This is a genomic window from Shewanella algidipiscicola (assembly GCF_900380485.1).
Classification (GTDB): domain Bacteria; phylum Pseudomonadota; class Gammaproteobacteria; order Enterobacterales; family Shewanellaceae; genus Shewanella; species Shewanella algidipiscicola.
In genome coordinates this window covers 278,001-295,446 of the sequence record NZ_OXJV01000017.1, presented here as the reverse complement: position 1 = coordinate 295,446, position 17,446 = coordinate 278,001, and the positions used below count along the sequence as shown (strand labels likewise).

Sequence of the window (17,446 nt, the reverse complement as noted above, 5' to 3'; positions counted from 1 at the left end):
GATACGTTGGTGCAGTAAGAGAGCGGGTCATTAATAGATCATATTAAATGGATATTATGCTGGAGCTATTATGAAGCAAGGTGTGCGTGTAGGCTGGTTACAAGGTGAGCGGGTAGTATTAGAACCCATGACGCAGGCGCATGTTGCAGCGTTATCACTTGCTGTAAGCGATGGGGAATTATGGACATTATGGTATGCCAATGTACCGCATCCCGATGAGATGAACGCCTATGTAACACGGGCGATGGCAGACGAGCAACGCGGCGAAGCGTTAGCCTTTGCGGTGCGTGATACCCTGTCGGGTCACATCGTTGGTGCAACTCGCATCATGAACTGGGAGCAAGCCCATCGCCGGCTAGAGATAGGTCATACTTGGTATAGCAAAAGTGCACAGCGCAGTGGTATCAACACCGAAGCTAAATACTTGTTGCTTAAATATGCCTTTGAAACCTTAGCTGTTATGGCGGTGGAGTTTCGCACCCACTGGCATAATCAAGCCTCACGCGAGGCGATAGCGCGCCTAGGTGCTAAGCAAGATGGGGTGTTACGTAACCATCGCCTGCTTAAAGATGGTACGGTCAGAGACACCGTGGTCTATTCGATTATTGACAGTGAGTGGCCAGGGGTGCAGCGGCAGTTACGCCAACGCATGGCTCAAGCCTCATAATCATCAAGTACAAGCCTAGGATGGGTCACTTATGTTTGTACCAGAACAAGATTTTTTAAGTTATAGTCTTGATATTGAGTGATATCTAAAGTAGAAATGACGCAATATATAAGCTTAATGCAAAGGAATCCCCATATGCGCTTTTACACTCCACTTTCTGCCGCGCTGCTTACTGTTTTTAGTTTGTCGGCCTCGGCAACCCAAGCTCCGGCCTCTGAAGCCGAAATCGCGTTTAATCAAGAGGTGCTGCAATGCGCTGCTTATTATCATATTGCATCCGATGCCATAAGCAATATGGATGCCCCACAAATGAAGCCAGTGGGCGAGCGGCTTAAACAGTCGGGGGAGGCGGCGTTGACACTGGCAAAACAGTATCAAAGTGAAGCGCAGGTCGAGCAATTATTGCAACAAGCCATTGCCAAGCAGCAGGCGAGTCTGCCCAACAATAAAAGTTTAGGTGGCCTGATGGGCCGTTATAAGACCCCTTGTCAAAACCTGCTGGCTAATCCGCAGCAGCGCCTCGATTATTGGATAATGGCCACCATGTGATCACTATTGCTATGAGCTATGGCTTTAATTTGTGAATTTTGAGCCAGCACCTATCAGCTTCTATAGGTGTAATTAGGATAAAAAGTAAACTAAAAGAGTGCAGTAGCACTCTTTTTTGTTTGGTGTTGAAACTTCATTCGTACTGATACGGTCTAGTTAGCTATCGTCTATGTAGAATAGATCCTGTGGGTTGCTCGTGAATGCGGCCAACAACAGTGTTGTCGGAGAAGCTATGAATATCTACCTTTTGGTTGCAGCAGTATTGGCCTCAATTACCTGTGTTGGCCATTTTGTGATAGCCAAGCCGCAATTGTTATGTTCTAAGCGGCAAGCCGATTTTGATCCCACGACGATAACCCTGATGCACTGCGTATTTCACTATGTGTCGATATTTTTGGTGCTATCGACACTGGTGTTATTTGCCTGTGGTTTGCAATGGGTGCCAAGGATGCAAACCTATGCCTTAGCGTTGTTTATCAGCCTTAACTTTATGTTGTTTGCCATTTGGCAAATTTACATTGGATATTTTGCCGAAGTTAAGAGTGTACGCCGCGTTCAGTTTCACTGGGTATTTTTTATTATCATTAGTGTATTTACCCTGCTAGGTGTGTTTACTGGGTAAGCGCTAACCGCAAAAGGTGGTTGCTATTGAGCTGAATAACGTCAGAGTCTCTGCACAAATGTGTCTAAGTGTAATTGAGTGTAATATTATCTAAATTCAATTGCATAGTGCTGCGCTATTAAGGCACAGTGAACGATTAGCAATTTAGTCGACGGAACGGCTGCTGCGCTGTAAGCCTTAAGAGTGTGAGACTCACTAAATGATAAATGTGAAACAATTAGTTAAATCCTACCAAATGGGAGAGTTGCCGGTATTGGCATTACGTGGAGTCGATTTTTCCATTCAAGCCAATGAATTTGTCGCCATCATGGGGCCCTCTGGTTCTGGTAAATCGACTTTAATGAATATTATTGGTTGTCTCGATAAACCCACCAGTGGCTCGTACTGCTTAAATGAGCAAGAGGTGAGTCAACTCGATGATGACGCCTTATCTGCTGTGCGTAACAAAGAGATAGGCTTTGTGTTTCAAAGCTTTCATTTATTACCACGTCTCAGCGCATTACAAAACGTATTATTACCACTGCGCTTTGGTGAGCATGCCGACGATAGCACGGATTATGCCCAGCAATTATTGGCGCGAGTGGGCTTAAGCGAGCGTCAAGATCATCGCCCCAACCAATTATCAGGTGGGCAGCGTCAACGAGTTGCGATTGCCAGAGCCTTGGTTAATCGCCCCACCATTTTATTGGCCGATGAACCGACCGGTGCCTTAGACAGTAAAACGTCGGTTGAGATAATGGCGCTGTTTACCGAGCTCCACCAAGCGGGGCAAACCATCATTTTAGTGACTCATGAGGAGGAAGTCGCGGCTTATGCACAGCGGATAATCCGTATGCGCGATGGCGATATTGTCAGCATTGAACAACGAGGTGAGCATGCCGCATAAGGTGTTTTTTGGCGGTTGCGCCACATTGGCTGCTTGCATGATAAGCTTGTGCAGCTGGGCCGACGATAGTCTCCCCTCATTACTGTTAACGGGCAAAATCAGCTCGGTTGATTCTCAAACCTTTACCGTACCTAAGGCCGGAGATGCTTGGCGCTATCAAATTCAGTGGATGCTGCCCGAAGGCACTTTAGCCCAGCCCGGGCAAAGTGTGGTGATTTTTGATAAAAGCCAATTGACCAATCAAATTGAGCAGCTAGAGGCCAGTTTATTGCGGGTCACGGCGCAAGAGCAAAGTACGGCTATCGAGTTAACGGGGGCGGTATTGCAAGCGCAGTTTGATCTTAAGCAGCGCCGACTGGAGGTGGAAAAAGCCCAGCTTGATGCCGAAGTGCCCTTAGCCTATCTGGCGGCTAAAGAGTACGCCGAAAACCAATTCAGTTTGATGCAGGCACGCAGCGAGCTTGAAAAGGCGCAGCAAGCCTTGACCGAGGCGCTCGATAAGCAAGATGCCAGCCGCCAACAGTTAGCCATAGATAAACGCAAAGCACAGCTGGAGTTAAGCCAGGCGCTGCAAGGCATAGAGCAACTGGAATTAACCGCGCAATTTGCCGGCCCTATCTTATATGAGCGTCATCCCTGGACAGAAACCAAATATGGTGTGGGCGACACAGTGCAGATAGGCCGACAAGTGGCGACCATCCCAGCGCTAGATAAACTCGAAGTCGTGGCTTGGGTAAATGAGGTGGATGTTGACCGCCTAAGGCTTAAGCAAGCGGTTAGTCTGCAACTCGATGCCCATGTTGAAGTGACCTTCGATGGCACTATCGCCTCTATTGGTAAGCAAGCGATGTCTCAACCAGCTTGGGGGCAGAGCAAATGGTTTAAGGTCGGCATCGATTTCGCCAAAGAAAATGCCCAAATTGAGTTAGTGCCGGGCATGAGTGTGCTGGTGGTGACCAAGGAGTTTGCTGATGCGCAAGGGTAATATGATGCAGGTGTACTGTGCCTTATTCGTCGGTTGCATACTAGTAGGTTGCGGCCAACAGGCGTTGACCCGCGTCGAACAAGGGATATTGATCCAGCAAGTAGAGGTGACAGGTGAACTGGTGTCTGCCGATACTGTGGCGATGATGCCTCCGGCGATCCGTCGTGTATGGCAATATCAAGTCAAACAGTTGGCTCCAGAGGGCAGCGAAGTGGCCAAAGGTGACGTGGTCGCCAGATTAGATACCTCTGAGTTAACCCAACGCTTGTCGGTCAGCGCGGCACAACTGGCGGCGACTAAGCAAGATATTGAAACCTCTAAACTGCGTAATGCCAAGCGACTCGAACAGTTGCGGCTCGATCTCGCCGAAGCCCAGATGAACCATGAAAAGGCGGAACGAAAATTTAAGCTATCCGATGAAACCGTAGCGTTAATCGAGAAAGAAAAATACCAGCGTGATGCCATTATTGCCAAAGATAGAGTGGCATTGATTAAGCAAAAAATGGCGTTAGAGTCCCAAGGTGCCGAGCAGCGTCAAGCCATGTTAGCCGGTGATGAGCAGAAGTTTGCCTCAGAAGTAGCGGCGTTAGAGAAGGGGATCGCGTCGATGACCCTAAAAGCGCCTCGTGCGGGCATGGTGGTGTATGGCAACGATCCACAAGGTAATAAAATTAAAGAGGGCCAGTCGGTCTTTGCCGGTGACGCCGTGTTATCTATTCCTGATTTATCCCATATGCAGGTCAACATGACAGTGCCTGAAGTCGAGGCGCAGCGAGTGAAACGTGGCCAAAAAATTAACATTCGTCTCGACGCCAACCCTGAGCGCGTGTTTAAGGGCAAAATCATTGAGTTGGGCGCAGTGTTTCGCAATAAGAATCAAGATGTGCCCATGGTGGTATTCGATGCCGTTGCCAGTATCGATGAGCCCGACAGCGAGCTGATGCGACCTGGCATGACGGCCAAGATCAGTATCGATATTGCTCAGGCGAGCCCCTCGTTATTAGTGGCCAAAGAAGCGGTGAGTTTTGAAGGCGGCCAAGCGTATGTACGCCAGCCTACCTGGCTGGGCGAACGTAAACAGCCCATTACTATTGGGGCTATGGGTGCCGAACGAATGGTAGTTAGCCAAGGTTTACGTGTCGGTGATGAGGTGTTACTGCCATGATGTTATTGCATTTTTTTGATTGTTGTCGTCTTATGACACCCAGCTTGGGCCAAGTTAAGCTGCGGTCATCTGTTTTGGTGAGCAGCGTACTTTGTAGCAGCCTACTGCTGCTTGGCTGCAGTCAACCCGAGCACGATGGGGTGTTAACCATGGAGGTTAAGCTGCGCGATTTTAATGTGCAGATCCCCGCGACCGGTGAGCTTGAGGCGAGCCACTCGACGGCGGTGACAGTGCCTTCAGGACTGCGTGGGCCGCAATCTCTGGCCTGGATTGCGGCCAACTTTAGTCGAGTCAAGGCGGGGGATGTGGTGGCACGCATGGATCCCACACGACAAGCCTATTTGCTCGAAATGGAAGCGTTTGATTTTAATAAGTTGGATCTCGATAAACAGATGCAGCAACAAAAAGATAAAACCGTAAGCCAAGAGCTGCAGGTGGGTACGCAGGTCACCAGTGAAGAGCGGGAGTTGGCCGAGCGTTTCTTCAGTGAAGATGAACGGGTCTACACTAAAATAGAGATCATCGAGCAGATGCGTAATCAAGATTATTTGGGTGCCAAGATGGACTATTTTGATTGGGGGTTGTCTCAGCATGATGCGCAGGCGCAAGCCGAGCAGCAGCTTATCGAGCTTAAGCAGCAGGGGCATAAAGCGAAAATTGATCGCTATGAAAATAACCTCAATCAGATGGAGATCATCGCGCCCCATGATGGCCTATTTGTGTATCAGTCTGGCTGGGACGGTGCCATGCCAGTGGTCGGTGACATGATGTGGTCAGGTTTTACCATAGGCACCTTGCCCGACACCTCAGTGATGCAAGCTAAGCTGTTTGTGCTTGAGTCTGAGGCGGCGGGTCTTTCGGTGGGGCAACCAGCTCATGTGTATCTCGATGCTTACCCAGATAAACGTTTCAGCGGTAAGGTCAGTCAGCTCGATGCGTTAGCTAAACCCAAAGATAAAGACAGCCCAGTTAACTACTTTCAGTTTACCGTGAGCCTAGATGAGACCCTGCCATCGATCATGCAACCGGGGCGACAGCTGAGCGCTAAAGTGGATGCGGTGTCACTCAATGAGGTATTGACAGTACCCAACCAAGCGCTATTTCAGAAAGAGGGCCGCTATTGGGTGTACCTCAAAACGGCAGAGGGTTTTATCGAGCAAGGAGTCGAGCCCGGACAACGCAGTATCGACATGACGCAAATTACCAGCGGACTTAACCAAGGTGATGTGATTGCCTTAACCACACCGCCCAAAAGGAGCCGCTTATGAAGGTGATTAAGGGGTATGTTGAGGGCGTCATTCAAGCGTTTGACGAGATGCGCCATCATAAATTGCGCACCGCATTAACCTTGCTGGGGATGATATTTGGTGTGGGCGCGGTGATTGCGATGCTCAGCGTCGGCGAAGGCGCCGAGCGTGAAGCCTTGCGGATGATTGAGTCCATGGGAGTGAACAACATCGTCATCAATGCGCGGCCCGCCGATGGTGATGCGTTAAAATCTATCCGTGAACACAGCATCGGCTTAAGCCTGCGCGATGTGTCCAGTGCGGCCACCACCTTGCCTTTTGTTAAAGATTGGAGCGCGCAAAAGCAGGTGAAAACCTTTAGTTTATTTAGCCAGCAAGGGCGCAGTGATGCCACTGTGGTTGGGGTGACGCCCAGCTACTTTAATTTAAGTGCGCTCATGGTGGCCAAAGGCCGCAGCTTGACTCAAGCCGATCAGAGTCATTATCGTCAAGTCGCCGTGCTGGGGCCCGAAGCCGCGCGCAGTTTATTTCCGCAAGATAAACCCGTTGGCGGACTGATTAAAGTGAACCATCAATGGTTTGAGGTGGTCGGCGTGCTGTCTGAAGGCGAGGCGGTGCAGTCTAAAATTCAAGGGGTTAAACTTGGCGGCGAACGTAATCAAGTGTTTATTCCACTGGCCACGGCACTCAAGAAGATGAACGTTAAACCGTTAGAGGATGAACTCGATTCGATTAAGTTGGCCATTGCCGATGGGGTTGAGCCTTCACTAGCAGCCAAAAGTTTAGGTCATCTATTTGAGCGGCGTCACGGTGGAGAGAAAGATTATGAGATCGTGGTACCTGCCGATCTATTGGCCCAACATCAAAAAACGCAGCAAATATTCAATATTGTGATGGCATGCGTGGCGGGGATCTCTTTGCTGGTGGGTGGCATAGGGATCATGAACATCATGTTGGCAACGATCATGGAGCGTACCGCTGAAATTGGCTTATTGCGTGCATTAGGGGCGAGACGTAAAGATATCGCGCGTCAATTTTTAATTGAGAGTATCGCTATCTCTGCCACGGGGGGCGTGATAGGCATAGTGGTTGGCCTGTTGTTAGCCTTAGTGATATCAGCCGCTGCGGGTTGGCCTGTGGCATGGTCTCCCTTTGCCGTGCTGCTGTCGCTTGGGGTGTGTATGACCATAGGGATAGGTTTTGGGCTTTATCCGGCGCAAAAAGCGGCGCGGTTAGATCCCATCGTGGCGTTGCAACGTGATTAAAGCGCAGTGGTGTTGCTGCGGGTTAAAATCGAGAGTTATGCTACTAGGTGACGCTTGCTTTAATCTGCAGTGTTGCAGTGTAAGCTTCAACTTACAATGTTAATCGGCGGCTTAAGTCGCTAATGCTGCCTGTTTATGTTGTGCACTATTAAGCTGATTCAATGCGCCTGCGAGTTCAGTTTGCCGCCCGTAAAGGAAGTGCTGGGCAATGCTGCTCTGTTTGGCAACGACTCGTCTCAATTGCTGTGGTTAATAGGGGTTTAGGTGCATCTGTTACCGGGCTGTCATTTACCGGCTTATCATCTACAAACAAGGCTTGTATATCGTTAAACCAGCCGCCGTTAGGACTGGGTTGGGCATAGGCTGAAATGTCCACAAAGGTTAGCCAAAAGGCATAACCAACGATGGAGTAGATGGTAAAGCGGAACATGGGATTACCTTGGTGTTTGCTAAATTAGAGGTGCACTATACGCGTTAATTTTGTACAAATAAACTGTCAATGTTTTGCCGTTAATTCAAAACGTTAACTGTAGCTTAAGTTGTTGTTTTTAATTGGTGTTTTGGTTTTAAATCTCGAGGCGCCAAATAAAAAACCAGCGTCAGTTTATCGTTATAGCGTCAACATTTGAGTGCTTAGGGAGGGACAGCTGACGTTTATTATGCACTGTGATAAGCAAATAGCCGAAAACCACTCGTTTGATTTGCAAGCGAGGCACGCCTAAGCGCGGGATCCGCCACATCTCGACCATCAGACGCTTATCATTTTAGCGATAGTCAGATGGGCACATAAACTTCAGCTGTTGGTGAGGTGTGCCCTTACTGTTTAAACGCTTTGTCACCGTGCTCTATCTTAATGACGTTTTTTCCACATCATGATCCCAGCGACAATAATCACTAATGCCACAAATGGTAATATATCGTATATATGGTGGAACAGCCCAAAACCACTGTGTCCTCCGTGTGCCCACGCCGTTGCAGGTAATAAACTCACAAGTAGTAATAATGCTCTGTTCATGGTGATGCTCCATTGTTTCGTGTAACTTCTTACGTGTAATAAGGGTTAATCTGATTCCAACGCTAACTGCATCAGCAACATCTCTTCACCGGCAACGATGCGGGTGTCAAAACTGTGGCATTGAGGGCAAATAACGGTACGCTCGGCCACTTCACTAGTGGTGTTACATTGCTGGCAACTGAGTACGATGGCTTGATGCTCTATGGTGAGCACGGCCTCTTTGGCACGACCCTCTAGCTTAAAGGTGTCAAATGCGGTGGCTAATAAGGCGGGTTCAACGCCACTTAGCACACCAATTTTTATCACCACTTCGCTGATACGGGTGGCGTTATTGTCACTGGCATATTGCTCGCATTGCTCCAGCAGAGCGCCGACGATGGAATATTCGTGCATTAGCAGATCCTAGGTAATAATTCGCCTTGGGGTAGGTCGAGATAACGAGTGCTGCCCCACGGGGTCGTTAAGATCACCTTGCCATGATGATTATCTTCCACTTGACCAATAATGGCAGCGGTTTGGCTATCACCATAGCGATTGATAATTTCAACCACCCCAGATGCGATGGCTTGTGGCACGGCCAAAATAAAGGTGCCTTCGTTGGCTAAATCATGGGGTTCAAAGCCATAGAGTTCACACAGACCTTTAACCTCATCACTGACGGGGATCTGTGACTCGGCCACACTAATGCCCACCTTCGATGCCTGCGCCCATTCATTGAGCACGGCTGCTAAGCCGCCACGGGTGGCATCGCGCATGGCATGGATGGTGATATTAGCGGCGATAAGCTGCTCGACCACAGGCCATAAGTTGGCGCAATCACTGCGTAAATCTGACTCTAGGTTAAGCCCTTCGCGGGCCATCAAAATGGCGGCGCCGTGTCGGCCAATGTCACCAGAGACAATGATGGCATCCCCTGGCTGCAGATGATTGACCGAAATATGGGGTTTGAGGATCCGCCCAACCCCGGAGGTGTTAATAAATAAGCCATCGGCGCAGCCTTTTGGCACCACTTTAGTGTCGCCGCACACTACGCGAGTGCCGCTTTTATGCAGCTCACTTGCCATGCTCGCAACAATCTGTTTGAGCGAGGCGATGGCAAATCCCTCCTCGATAATAAAGCTACAACTGAGATATTGTGGCTCTGCGCCCATCATCGCCAGATCGTTGACCGTGCCCGCCACGGCCAATTTGCCAATATCGCCGCCAGCAAAAAACAGTGGGCTCACGGTAAAAGAGTCGGTGGTAAAGGCGGTAGGCCCGTCTAAGTTGAGCACGGCAGCGTCTTCTTCACTGGCTAAAATTGGGTTAGCAAAGGCCTTAAAGAAGATAGACTTAATCAGGTTATTCATCTCTTTGCCGCCACCACCATGGCTAAGTTGCACGGCTTTTTCGGTGGGCAGCTTGATCTCTACAGACATGGATTAGACTCCGTTATAGCGATAATACGCGTTGCAAGCCCCCTCGGAGCTCACCATGCAACTGCCTAAAGGGGACTCGGGCGTACAGCCACGGCCAAACACCTTGCAATCTTTGGGTTTGGCGATCCCCCGTAAAATATCACCACATTGACACGCTTTATGATCGTCAATGTCGGCGACATTAAGCTGTTCACTAAAAATACGTTCGGCGTCGCGGTGGGCGTATTCGGGCCGTAGCATCAATGCCGAGTTGGCCACAGGCCCAAGGCCACGCCAACGAAATTGCGGGCGTATCATGAGGTATTGATTGACTTTTTGCTGGGCATGCAAGTTACCATCTTCACTTACCGCGCGGCTGTATTGCACATCCAACTCGGCTGTACCGGCTAACTTCTGTTTGACGATACGTAAAATAGACTCCATCACATCCACGGGTTCAAATCCGGCGACCACCACGGGGGTGTGGTAGCGCTCAACCGCAGGGCGATACAATTTAGCACCACTTATCACGCTCACATGGGATGGGCCAATAAAGGCGTTCACTGTGGCTTTGGGATCGGCCATCACGGCATCGATGGCGGGGGGCACTAATACATGATTGATATGAAAAAGCAGGTTATTAACCCCTTGCTGCTCAGCTTGTTCTATCAGCACCGCGGTCATCGGAGTGGATGTTTCAAAGCCGATAGCAAAGAAGATCACCGTTTTTTCAGGGTTCTCTTTGGCGATGGTGAGGGTATCGAGAGGATCATAAATGGGGCGAATATCGCAGCCTTGTGCCCTAAATTGCGCCAAGCTACCTTTAGAGCCTGGTACGCGGATCATGTCGCCTAATGTCACTAAAATCACCTCGGGCTGGGAGGCTAAAATGGCGGCGTGGTCGATACGCTCTTTAGGCATAATACACACAGGGCACCCGGGCCCATGGACAAATTCAATATTGGCGGGTAATAGCTGATTGAGGCCATATTTCATTATGGTATGAGTATGGCCACCGCAGACCTCCATAATATTGATGTTCCCCGGATATTGGCTCGCTAAGGTTTGGATCTCTCGGGCCAAATTATGTATGGTCGTGGGATCTCTAAATCCTTGGTAAAGCTGGTTAAGCTCAATCATGCTCAGTGCTCCTGCTCCATCTTGTCGACTATCTCTCGATAGAGTGCCAAGCTTTGCTCGGCATCAACCTTATCGATTTTATTCATGACAAAACCGATATGGATAAGCACATAATCATCCATGGCTAACGGCTCACTCATTAAGTGGCTAGATACTTTGCGTTTAACCCCCATGGTTTCAACCGTTACCGCTTGCTCGTCTGGGTGAATCGCAACCACTTTTGAGGGGATTGATAAGCACATGCTTAGGCTCTCCTATGGTCATTGAGCCATTGTGCAAAAGCAAACATGCTGTCACTGTCTTTAACCGAGGTGAGCATCACTTCGGCCTTTGGATTGAGTTTTTTCACTTGGGCCTTGGCTTCCTCAACATCAAAATCAAAATGGGGCAGCAGATCCGCTTTGGTGATTAAAACCAAATCGGCTTTACGGAACATCACCGGGTATTTTTCTACTTTATCATCGCCTTCCGGTACCGATACCAACACGATATTGAAGTGGGTGCCCACATCATAAGAGGCAGGGCAGACTAAGTTACCGACGTTTTCGACAAAGCATATATCCAGCGGATTAAGGTCCACATGATGCAAGGCACCATGCACCATAAAGGCATCGAGGTGGCAGGCTGAGCCGGTTTGAATTTGGTAAGCGGGGATCCCTTTGGCAATTAAACGGTCGGCATCGCGCGAGGTTTCTAAATCACCTTCAATCACGCCATAGTGGAGCGGGGTATACTCTTTTAAGTGTTCCAGCAAGGTGGTTTTGCCGCTACCTGGGCTGCTCATCAAATTGAATGCGGTTATCTGATGTGCCTCAAAATGTTGCCGATTGTGGGCGGCTTCATGATCGTTCTTATCGAGAATTTTGTGAATGACGGAGAGGGTCTTGCTGTCATTGAGTTGCGGGTTACTGTGCAACTCTTGATGGTCATGGCTGTGGCCGTGATCATGCTCGTGGTGATGAGCATGTTCTGCGCCACTGGCATGAGCCCGTTCGCGTTGAGTGATAGAGCAGCCGCAATCTTTACACATGATGAACTCCATTTAATCTAATGCTAATAAACATTTTGCCCTGTGACAGTATTAACTTCATTGATACGGGTCACTTTATTAACAAAATGTACGTATTTTTATCAATCTTGCCTTACTGCTTAGCAGCCGATCTTTGTCGATGGATCTCATGCCACAACTGCCCCAGCGCAATGCCGCCATCATTGACGGGCACCTGTTTGGGGCTGAGCACTTGCTGGTTGCGTTGTTTGAGCCGCCGCTGAGTGTGTTTGAGTAAGTAACGGTTTTGAAATACGCCGCCAGTGAGTACCACAGGTAAGTGGGCGTGTTCACTGGCTAAGCTGTCGATGGCGTCGGCGAGGCAATCCATAAAAGCGCGGGCAATCAGTCCTTGCCACTGGGGGGCATTATCGCGCAGTGACATGGCATTAAGGATCTGTTGCCATAGGTGATCGGTTTGCCACACGCCCTCCACCAAGGGTAAGGTAAAGCGCAGCGGCGCTGGCTCATTGGCAACGCGATTGGCTGCCCCCTCCAGTAACATACCCGCTTGACCCTCAAATTGGGTGCGGGTCATTAAGCCCAGTAAACAGGCGAGGGCATCGAATAGCCGACCAATCGAGCTGGTCTGATGGATGGCGACGTCCTTACGCCATAACTGATATAAATTTTGGATCAGCAGCGGTGACATCCCTTGTATGGCGGGCAAATTGAGCGCGGCGATCGCCTCGGGCGAATACTGCTCAAACAGCAGGGCGAGCATGATCCGCCGCGGATCGTTAATCGCTTGCTCATGACCAATTAGTGCCATGGGCTGTAGGTGCGCGATGCGCCGATACCCATAAACGTCGGCCAGCATCACTTCGCCACCCCATAACTGCTTATCATCCCCAAGGCCTGTGCCATCAAAGCTAAACCCCAACACCTTACCTGTGTATTGCTGCGCCGCCATGACGCTGAGAATATGGGCGTAATGGTGCTGCACTTGGCTATGGTGACAAGCTTGCTCTGCGGCATAGTCTCGTGCCCAGCGTGTCGGCGCGTAGTCAGGGTGGCGGTCGCTCACCACATAGCGGGGCGTAAACTGATATAGGCGGCTAAACGTGGCCAAGGTATCGGTAAAATAGTGCTCAGCCTCTAGGCTAAATAGATCGCCGATATGTGGGCTTAACACCAGATTATGGCCAAAACCGAAAGCGAGGCTATTTTTTTGCTGCGCGCCAACCGCCAAGGTATGCTCTTTAACGCTGTCCTGCCAGTGGAGCGTCAATGGCGCGTAACCCCGTGCTAGGCGGATCACTTGCAGCTCGTCATCTATCATCTGCACTACGCTGTCATCACAGCCATTTAAAATAGCGCGATCATGATCCAATATCGCATCGACCACGCCAGCTAGTTGGTTTTGAATGCCAACGCTCTCGGTAATGATAGGCTCACCGCTGCGATTGGCGCTGGTGGCCACTAAGGGCCGTTGCAACTGCGCCAATAACAGGTGATGTAAGGGGGTGTAGGGCAAAAACAGCCCTAATCGGTCAATATCGGGAGCGACACCAGGGCTGAGCAAACTGGGGTTATCGATGCGTTCGAGTAGGGTGATAGGCCGCTCGGCGCTGCACAGCAGTTGCCACTCAGCCTCACTTGCCTTGGCCAGGGTTTTGGCCATGTTAAGGTCACTGCACATCACGGCAAAGGGCTTGGCTGGACGCTGTTTACGGTCGCGCAGGCGCATCACGGCCTGATGATTGCTGGCATCGCATACCAGATGAAACCCGCCCAAGCCTTTGATCGCGACAATATCCCCTTGTTGCAACAAGGCAACGCAGCGATCTAGCGCGGCATCACTGTGGGCTATCGCTTGGCCATTGGGTGTGGTTAATGTCAGCTGCGGCCCGCAGTTAGGGCAACTGACAGGCTGAGCGTGGTAACGCCGGTTTAGCGGATCGGCATAAGCCTCGGCGCATTGCTCACACAGGCTAAATTTCGCCATCGAAGTATTGGGGCGATCATAAGGTAACGCATTGATTAAGGTGTAACGCGGCCCGCAGTTGGTGCAGTTGGTAAAGGGGTAGCGAAAGTGACGATTATGAGGATCTTTTATCTCATTGAGGCAATCTTCACAGCAGCTTTTGTCGGCTGATACCGCGACCTGCGCCCCCTCGCTAGCTTGACTTTGAATGATCTCAAAACCTTGACTATTAGGGATAGGCGCCATGGTCTCTTGAGTCACACTGTCGATACGGGCGAGCGGAGGCGGCGTTTGAGTTAATGTCGCTATAAATTGCGCCAGCTGCGCGCTTGCCCCTTGCAGCTCAATGGTCACGCCCAGACTATGGTTAAAGGTTAAGCCGCTCAAGCCTAATTCATGGGCGAGGCGGTAGACAAAGGGGCGAAATCCCACCCCTTGGACAATGCCGGTGACCAGCAGTTTAACCCGATGCAGTGATGCCTGTGGCGCGGCTTGTGTTTGAGCCGCTGAGTGAGCCGAAGGCCGTTGAGATGGGGGGATGGTCACGCTATTTTCGCCGTTTTTTCAACAATAAAGCACCGATAGCATGATTATTACCGTCGATAGCCAATTGCTGATTGCATTTTATCGGAAAGTTTTTACCGACGCGCAGCACCACACGTTGGCACAATAGGGGATTACGCCACTCGCTTCCCGCCAGTGCCACCGAGCGGACGCCAATATTTTGGTCTAAATGCTCTATCCAGTTGGCGAGGTAATCGGCTAACGAGTCGTGCATACCAAAGGCCAGCTTACGAGTGTCTCTGTCGTCGGCTAGGCGAAAACTCATTACGGTGCCAAGCGTTTTGCACCAGTTTAGGCTGCGGTGTGCTTCTCCTCGGGTGAGGGGGTAGTCGATACGCGGTGAGTTTGCGCCGCGGTGGGCTTGAGCCGCGGCCATCAGAGCATCACTTAGATCATCGATCTGCATTGAGCGGCTAGGCAGCCCTAATAAAATCGCGCCAATGGCCCATAGGGTTGTGAGGTTATCGCGCGGTGCAGACAATTTGAGGTCGAGCAACCTGAGATAATCATCTGGGTATTGCTGTTTAAACTTCTCCAGCACCTTGCGCTGCGGACTCTGTTCTAATTGATGATAAATTTCATAGCCACTGTCTGGCAGGCTGGGCAAGGCAAAAAACAGTTCACTGTTATGTTTAGCGTCGAGCGTCTGAATTTGGCCGCCGTGTTGCTGGCTAAAGTAGATGATGGCGCTGTGTTTATCCACGCCATGTTCTAGATTTACGCTGTGTAAGGCCGATAGCCCATATTCTTGGGGCGTTAAGCTGATTAAGGCCGCTTGCTGTTGTGGCGTCAGCGAGCCAGTAACGCGCTCGACCCGATATTGCTGTTTGTCATGGCGGGCGTAGTAGGCCTGCGCGCCGTTGCGCAGTAACACATCATCATGCAGTGCCGGCGTGCTAAGGTTTAGGGTGACAGGCGCTTGAGCGCTGCAATCGATATCGACCCAGGCGCCGTCGATAAAGGCCAGTGGCTCGCTGTGGCGAGGATCGTCAATATAGAGCCAGTCAACGCCATGTCTTCGCAGATGCTCGGTTAAAATCACCAATAAGCGGTTATAAGCAAAGCAGAGATCATACAGGGGGGCGTCCAGCTTAGGGTGATTATCTATGGCTCTGGCCGTGATCAGTGGCTTTTCGATGCTCGACAGGGCAAGTACTTGGCGATCGGTTAAGTGAAACTGGGCATTAAGGGTATTGGGGTTACACACCAATAATGTGGGACGACCCGCCGGGCTCAGTGGGTTGAGGCTTAAGGTGACGGGGAGATCGCCTGTTAAGGTTAACGCTCCATGGGTGAGCAACTCCGTGCTCAGCGCCGCAATATCGGCGCCGGTGAGTCCTTGATAATGGGGATTGATGCTGCGCTCGCCGTGGCAACAGTCGCACACCAAGCCCAAATCGCCAAATTGGGGGGATTGGTTATCGCCAAATTGCGGTGTACATTGCTGGCAAAACTCCTGGGTAATGGCCCCGCCTTTCAGTGGGTGGCTGCTGCCACTTGGGCTATCGATTAAGGCGATACGCGAATCGGTCAGCCATACCGAGATTAAAAAGTCGTGTGCGATGGCATCGGCTAACGTTTCCAGTTGCGGTTGCTTACCCTCGGCTTCGATAAAATAACAGCCTTTTTGGTAACCTACCTTGATTGTTAGCTCAGCGTAATTTAGGTATTGATTACATAAGTGTGCGTACAGTGGCACCGGACGTGAGCAGGTAAATTCAAATCTGATTATTTTCATTTATGATGACACCGCGCTTGTAAGAATCGGGAATGAGCTTATCGATAGCAATGTTGTTGATGCGCGTCACGGTAAACCCCAGTGAGCGTAAATGGTTTAGCGTGGTCACCTCCATTAACGGCACCGCGGCGGCGACGCTAGCGGTAAGACCGAGGGTCATCGGCTCGATAAGGGTCGGGGTGCAACCGAGTACAAAGGTTTTTGGACGATCGCCAACCATCTCCATCATGGTCAAGGTCTGCAGCATCTCCACTTCGTGGGCACTGCCTTGCCAGTCTATTTCGCTTGGGGCTTTGTCAAAATCAAAAAAGTAAACTTCGCCGGGGCCGACCCCATTGGCATTGACTGTGTCGACGACAATCAGATAATCATATTGGCAGATAATAGGAATAAGGCCTTGAGCCAAGGTTCCCCCATCCATGATATCGAGTTGATGGGTTGGATGGGTAAATTGATAGTTTTCTTGTAGGTAATTAACGAAGTGTACGCCGATACCCTCATCGGCGTACAACACATTACCAATACCAAGTAGCAGTATTTTCATGACATCCTTGTTAATGCTTTTTGGGGTGATAATCGTATCCAGACACGATCGAGTCAACCGAGTTATGTTTAAATCGAATACCGGTCCACACCGCCATATAGACGTGGATCACCACAAAGATGACAAACACCCACGTGAAGTAGTGATGCCAAATACGCACTTGTGCTAAGCCACCCATTTGCGCGGTTATCCATGCGGCAGGCTCCCACATAAGGCCACCGAGCCCTAGATGATAGACATTAGCATAGAGAACCAGTCCTGTGATGCAGATTAACGCCGCAATGAGTGAAATCACTAAGTAGGTCACAAATTGCAATGGGCCATAAACGCCTTTTTTATCAAGGTGTCCCATCCACAGATAGGACTTGAGCTGCACAATCCAACTCTTGATACTGGTGACATCTTTAAAGGAGCGTCGTTCGATATCGCTCTTAGCAAAGAAGAACAGATAAGCTCGCACCACAGTGATGGCGCACAATACAAAGCCAAACACGATGTGAGCAAAACGTATCCAGCCTTGCACCAATACATCTGAGCTGCTGGGCGCAACCAAGAATGGCCAGGCGATGTAGAAGCCCGTGATGACAAGAACCAGTATGGCTAGCGCTCGCAACCAGTGAAAAATTCTGATCGCGGCGCTAAATATAAAGGCTCTCTCATAGGGTACAGTAGGTGTATCCATGAGTT

Annotated in this window: 19 protein-coding genes; 8 read left to right on the top strand and 11 right to left on the bottom strand. The window is 50.2% G+C overall.

Annotation, left to right across the window (positions count from 1 at the left end; genetic code table 11):
* Positions 1-70: 70 nt before the first annotated feature.
* The 8 genes from DN599_RS13505 to DN599_RS13470 all read left to right on the top strand — a co-directional run bounded on the left by DN599_RS13505 (position 71) and on the right by DN599_RS13470 (position 7,386).
* Positions 71-667 carry a GNAT family N-acetyltransferase gene (locus tag DN599_RS13505; protein ID WP_110458110.1) on the top strand — a complete coding sequence of 199 codons (597 nt, stop codon included), beginning with the start codon at positions 71-73 and terminating at the stop codon, positions 665-667.
* A 135-nt stretch (positions 668-802) separates the two neighbouring features.
* Positions 803-1,216 carry a hypothetical protein gene (locus DN599_RS13500; protein ID WP_110458109.1) on the top strand — a complete coding sequence of 138 codons (414 nt, stop codon included), beginning with the start codon at positions 803-805 and terminating at the stop codon, positions 1,214-1,216.
* Between the two features lie 232 nt (positions 1,217-1,448).
* Positions 1,449-1,838, top strand: a complete 390-nt coding sequence (locus DN599_RS13495; RefSeq protein WP_110458108.1) for a hypothetical protein — start codon at positions 1,449-1,451, stop codon at positions 1,836-1,838.
* A 199-nt stretch (positions 1,839-2,037) separates the two neighbouring features.
* Entirely contained in the window at positions 2,038-2,724 is a 687-nt protein-coding gene (locus DN599_RS13490) for an ABC transporter ATP-binding protein (RefSeq protein ID WP_110458107.1), read from the top strand.
* Complete coding sequence (locus DN599_RS13485) at positions 2,714-3,709, top strand: HlyD family secretion protein (RefSeq protein WP_110458106.1); 996 nt, start codon at positions 2,714-2,716, stop codon at positions 3,707-3,709. Before DN599_RS13490 ends, DN599_RS13485 begins: the two co-directional genes overlap by 11 nt.
* Positions 3,696-4,874 carry an efflux RND transporter periplasmic adaptor subunit gene (locus tag DN599_RS13480; protein WP_239473307.1) on the top strand — a complete coding sequence of 393 codons (1,179 nt, stop codon included), beginning with the start codon at positions 3,696-3,698 and terminating at the stop codon, positions 4,872-4,874. The genes DN599_RS13485 and DN599_RS13480 overlap by 14 nt, the downstream gene beginning before the upstream one ends.
* 32 nt (positions 4,875-4,906) lie before the next feature.
* Complete coding sequence (locus DN599_RS13475) at positions 4,907-6,142, top strand: efflux RND transporter periplasmic adaptor subunit (RefSeq protein WP_110458185.1); 1,236 nt, start codon at positions 4,907-4,909, stop codon at positions 6,140-6,142.
* Entirely contained in the window at positions 6,139-7,386 is a 1,248-nt protein-coding gene (locus tag DN599_RS13470) for an ABC transporter permease (protein ID WP_110458105.1), read from the top strand. Before DN599_RS13475 ends, DN599_RS13470 begins: the two co-directional genes overlap by 4 nt.
* A 175-nt stretch (positions 7,387-7,561) precedes the next feature.
* On the opposite strand, the gene DN599_RS13465 is transcribed toward DN599_RS13470, so the two are convergent.
* The 11 genes from DN599_RS13465 to cybH all read right to left on the bottom strand — a co-directional run bounded on the left by DN599_RS13465 (position 7,562) and on the right by cybH (position 17,441).
* Entirely contained in the window at positions 7,562-7,816 is a 255-nt protein-coding gene (locus tag DN599_RS13465; RefSeq protein ID WP_110458104.1) for a hypothetical protein, read from the bottom strand.
* 420 nt (positions 7,817-8,236) lie between these two features.
* The gene (locus DN599_RS18750) at positions 8,237-8,401 is read right to left on the bottom strand and encodes a hypothetical protein (RefSeq protein ID WP_204165132.1); all 165 of its coding nucleotides are present in this window, start codon (positions 8,399-8,401) and stop codon (positions 8,237-8,239) included.
* A gap of 45 nt (positions 8,402-8,446) precedes the next feature.
* Positions 8,447-8,794 (bottom strand): hydrogenase maturation nickel metallochaperone HypA/HybF, encoded by a 348-nt coding sequence (locus tag DN599_RS13460; RefSeq protein WP_110458103.1) that lies wholly within the window; start codon positions 8,792-8,794, stop codon positions 8,447-8,449.
* The gene (hypE, locus tag DN599_RS13455) at positions 8,794-9,819 is read right to left on the bottom strand and encodes a hydrogenase expression/formation protein HypE (protein WP_110458102.1); all 1,026 of its coding nucleotides are present in this window, start codon (positions 9,817-9,819) and stop codon (positions 8,794-8,796) included. Before hypE ends, DN599_RS13460 begins: the two co-directional genes overlap by 1 nt.
* A 3-nt stretch (positions 9,820-9,822) precedes the next feature.
* Positions 9,823-10,938, bottom strand: a complete 1,116-nt coding sequence (gene hypD / locus DN599_RS13450; protein ID WP_110458101.1) for a hydrogenase formation protein HypD — start codon at positions 10,936-10,938, stop codon at positions 9,823-9,825.
* 2 nt (positions 10,939-10,940) lie between these two features.
* Positions 10,941-11,180, bottom strand: coding sequence for a HypC/HybG/HupF family hydrogenase formation chaperone (locus DN599_RS13445; RefSeq protein WP_110458100.1), 240 nt, complete (start codon positions 11,178-11,180; stop codon positions 10,941-10,943).
* A 2-nt stretch (positions 11,181-11,182) separates the two neighbouring features.
* Positions 11,183-11,968, bottom strand: coding sequence for a hydrogenase nickel incorporation protein HypB (hypB, locus tag DN599_RS13440; RefSeq protein WP_110458099.1), 786 nt, complete (start codon positions 11,966-11,968; stop codon positions 11,183-11,185).
* A gap of 112 nt (positions 11,969-12,080) precedes the next feature.
* Positions 12,081-14,453 (bottom strand): carbamoyltransferase HypF, encoded by a 2,373-nt coding sequence (gene hypF, locus DN599_RS13435; RefSeq protein ID WP_110458184.1) that lies wholly within the window; start codon positions 14,451-14,453, stop codon positions 12,081-12,083.
* 7 nt (positions 14,454-14,460) lie between these two features.
* Entirely contained in the window at positions 14,461-16,215 is a 1,755-nt protein-coding gene (locus DN599_RS13430) for a Kae1-like domain-containing protein (protein ID WP_110458098.1), read from the bottom strand.
* Positions 16,196-16,759 (bottom strand): HyaD/HybD family hydrogenase maturation endopeptidase, encoded by a 564-nt coding sequence (locus DN599_RS13425; RefSeq protein WP_110458097.1) that lies wholly within the window; start codon positions 16,757-16,759, stop codon positions 16,196-16,198. The genes DN599_RS13430 and DN599_RS13425 overlap by 20 nt, the downstream gene beginning before the upstream one ends.
* 10 nt (positions 16,760-16,769) lie before the next feature.
* On the bottom strand, positions 16,770-17,441 hold the full coding sequence (cybH, locus tag DN599_RS13420) for a Ni/Fe-hydrogenase, b-type cytochrome subunit (protein WP_110458096.1): 672 nt from the start codon (positions 17,439-17,441) through the stop codon (positions 16,770-16,772).
* Positions 17,442-17,446 lie beyond the last annotated feature (5 nt).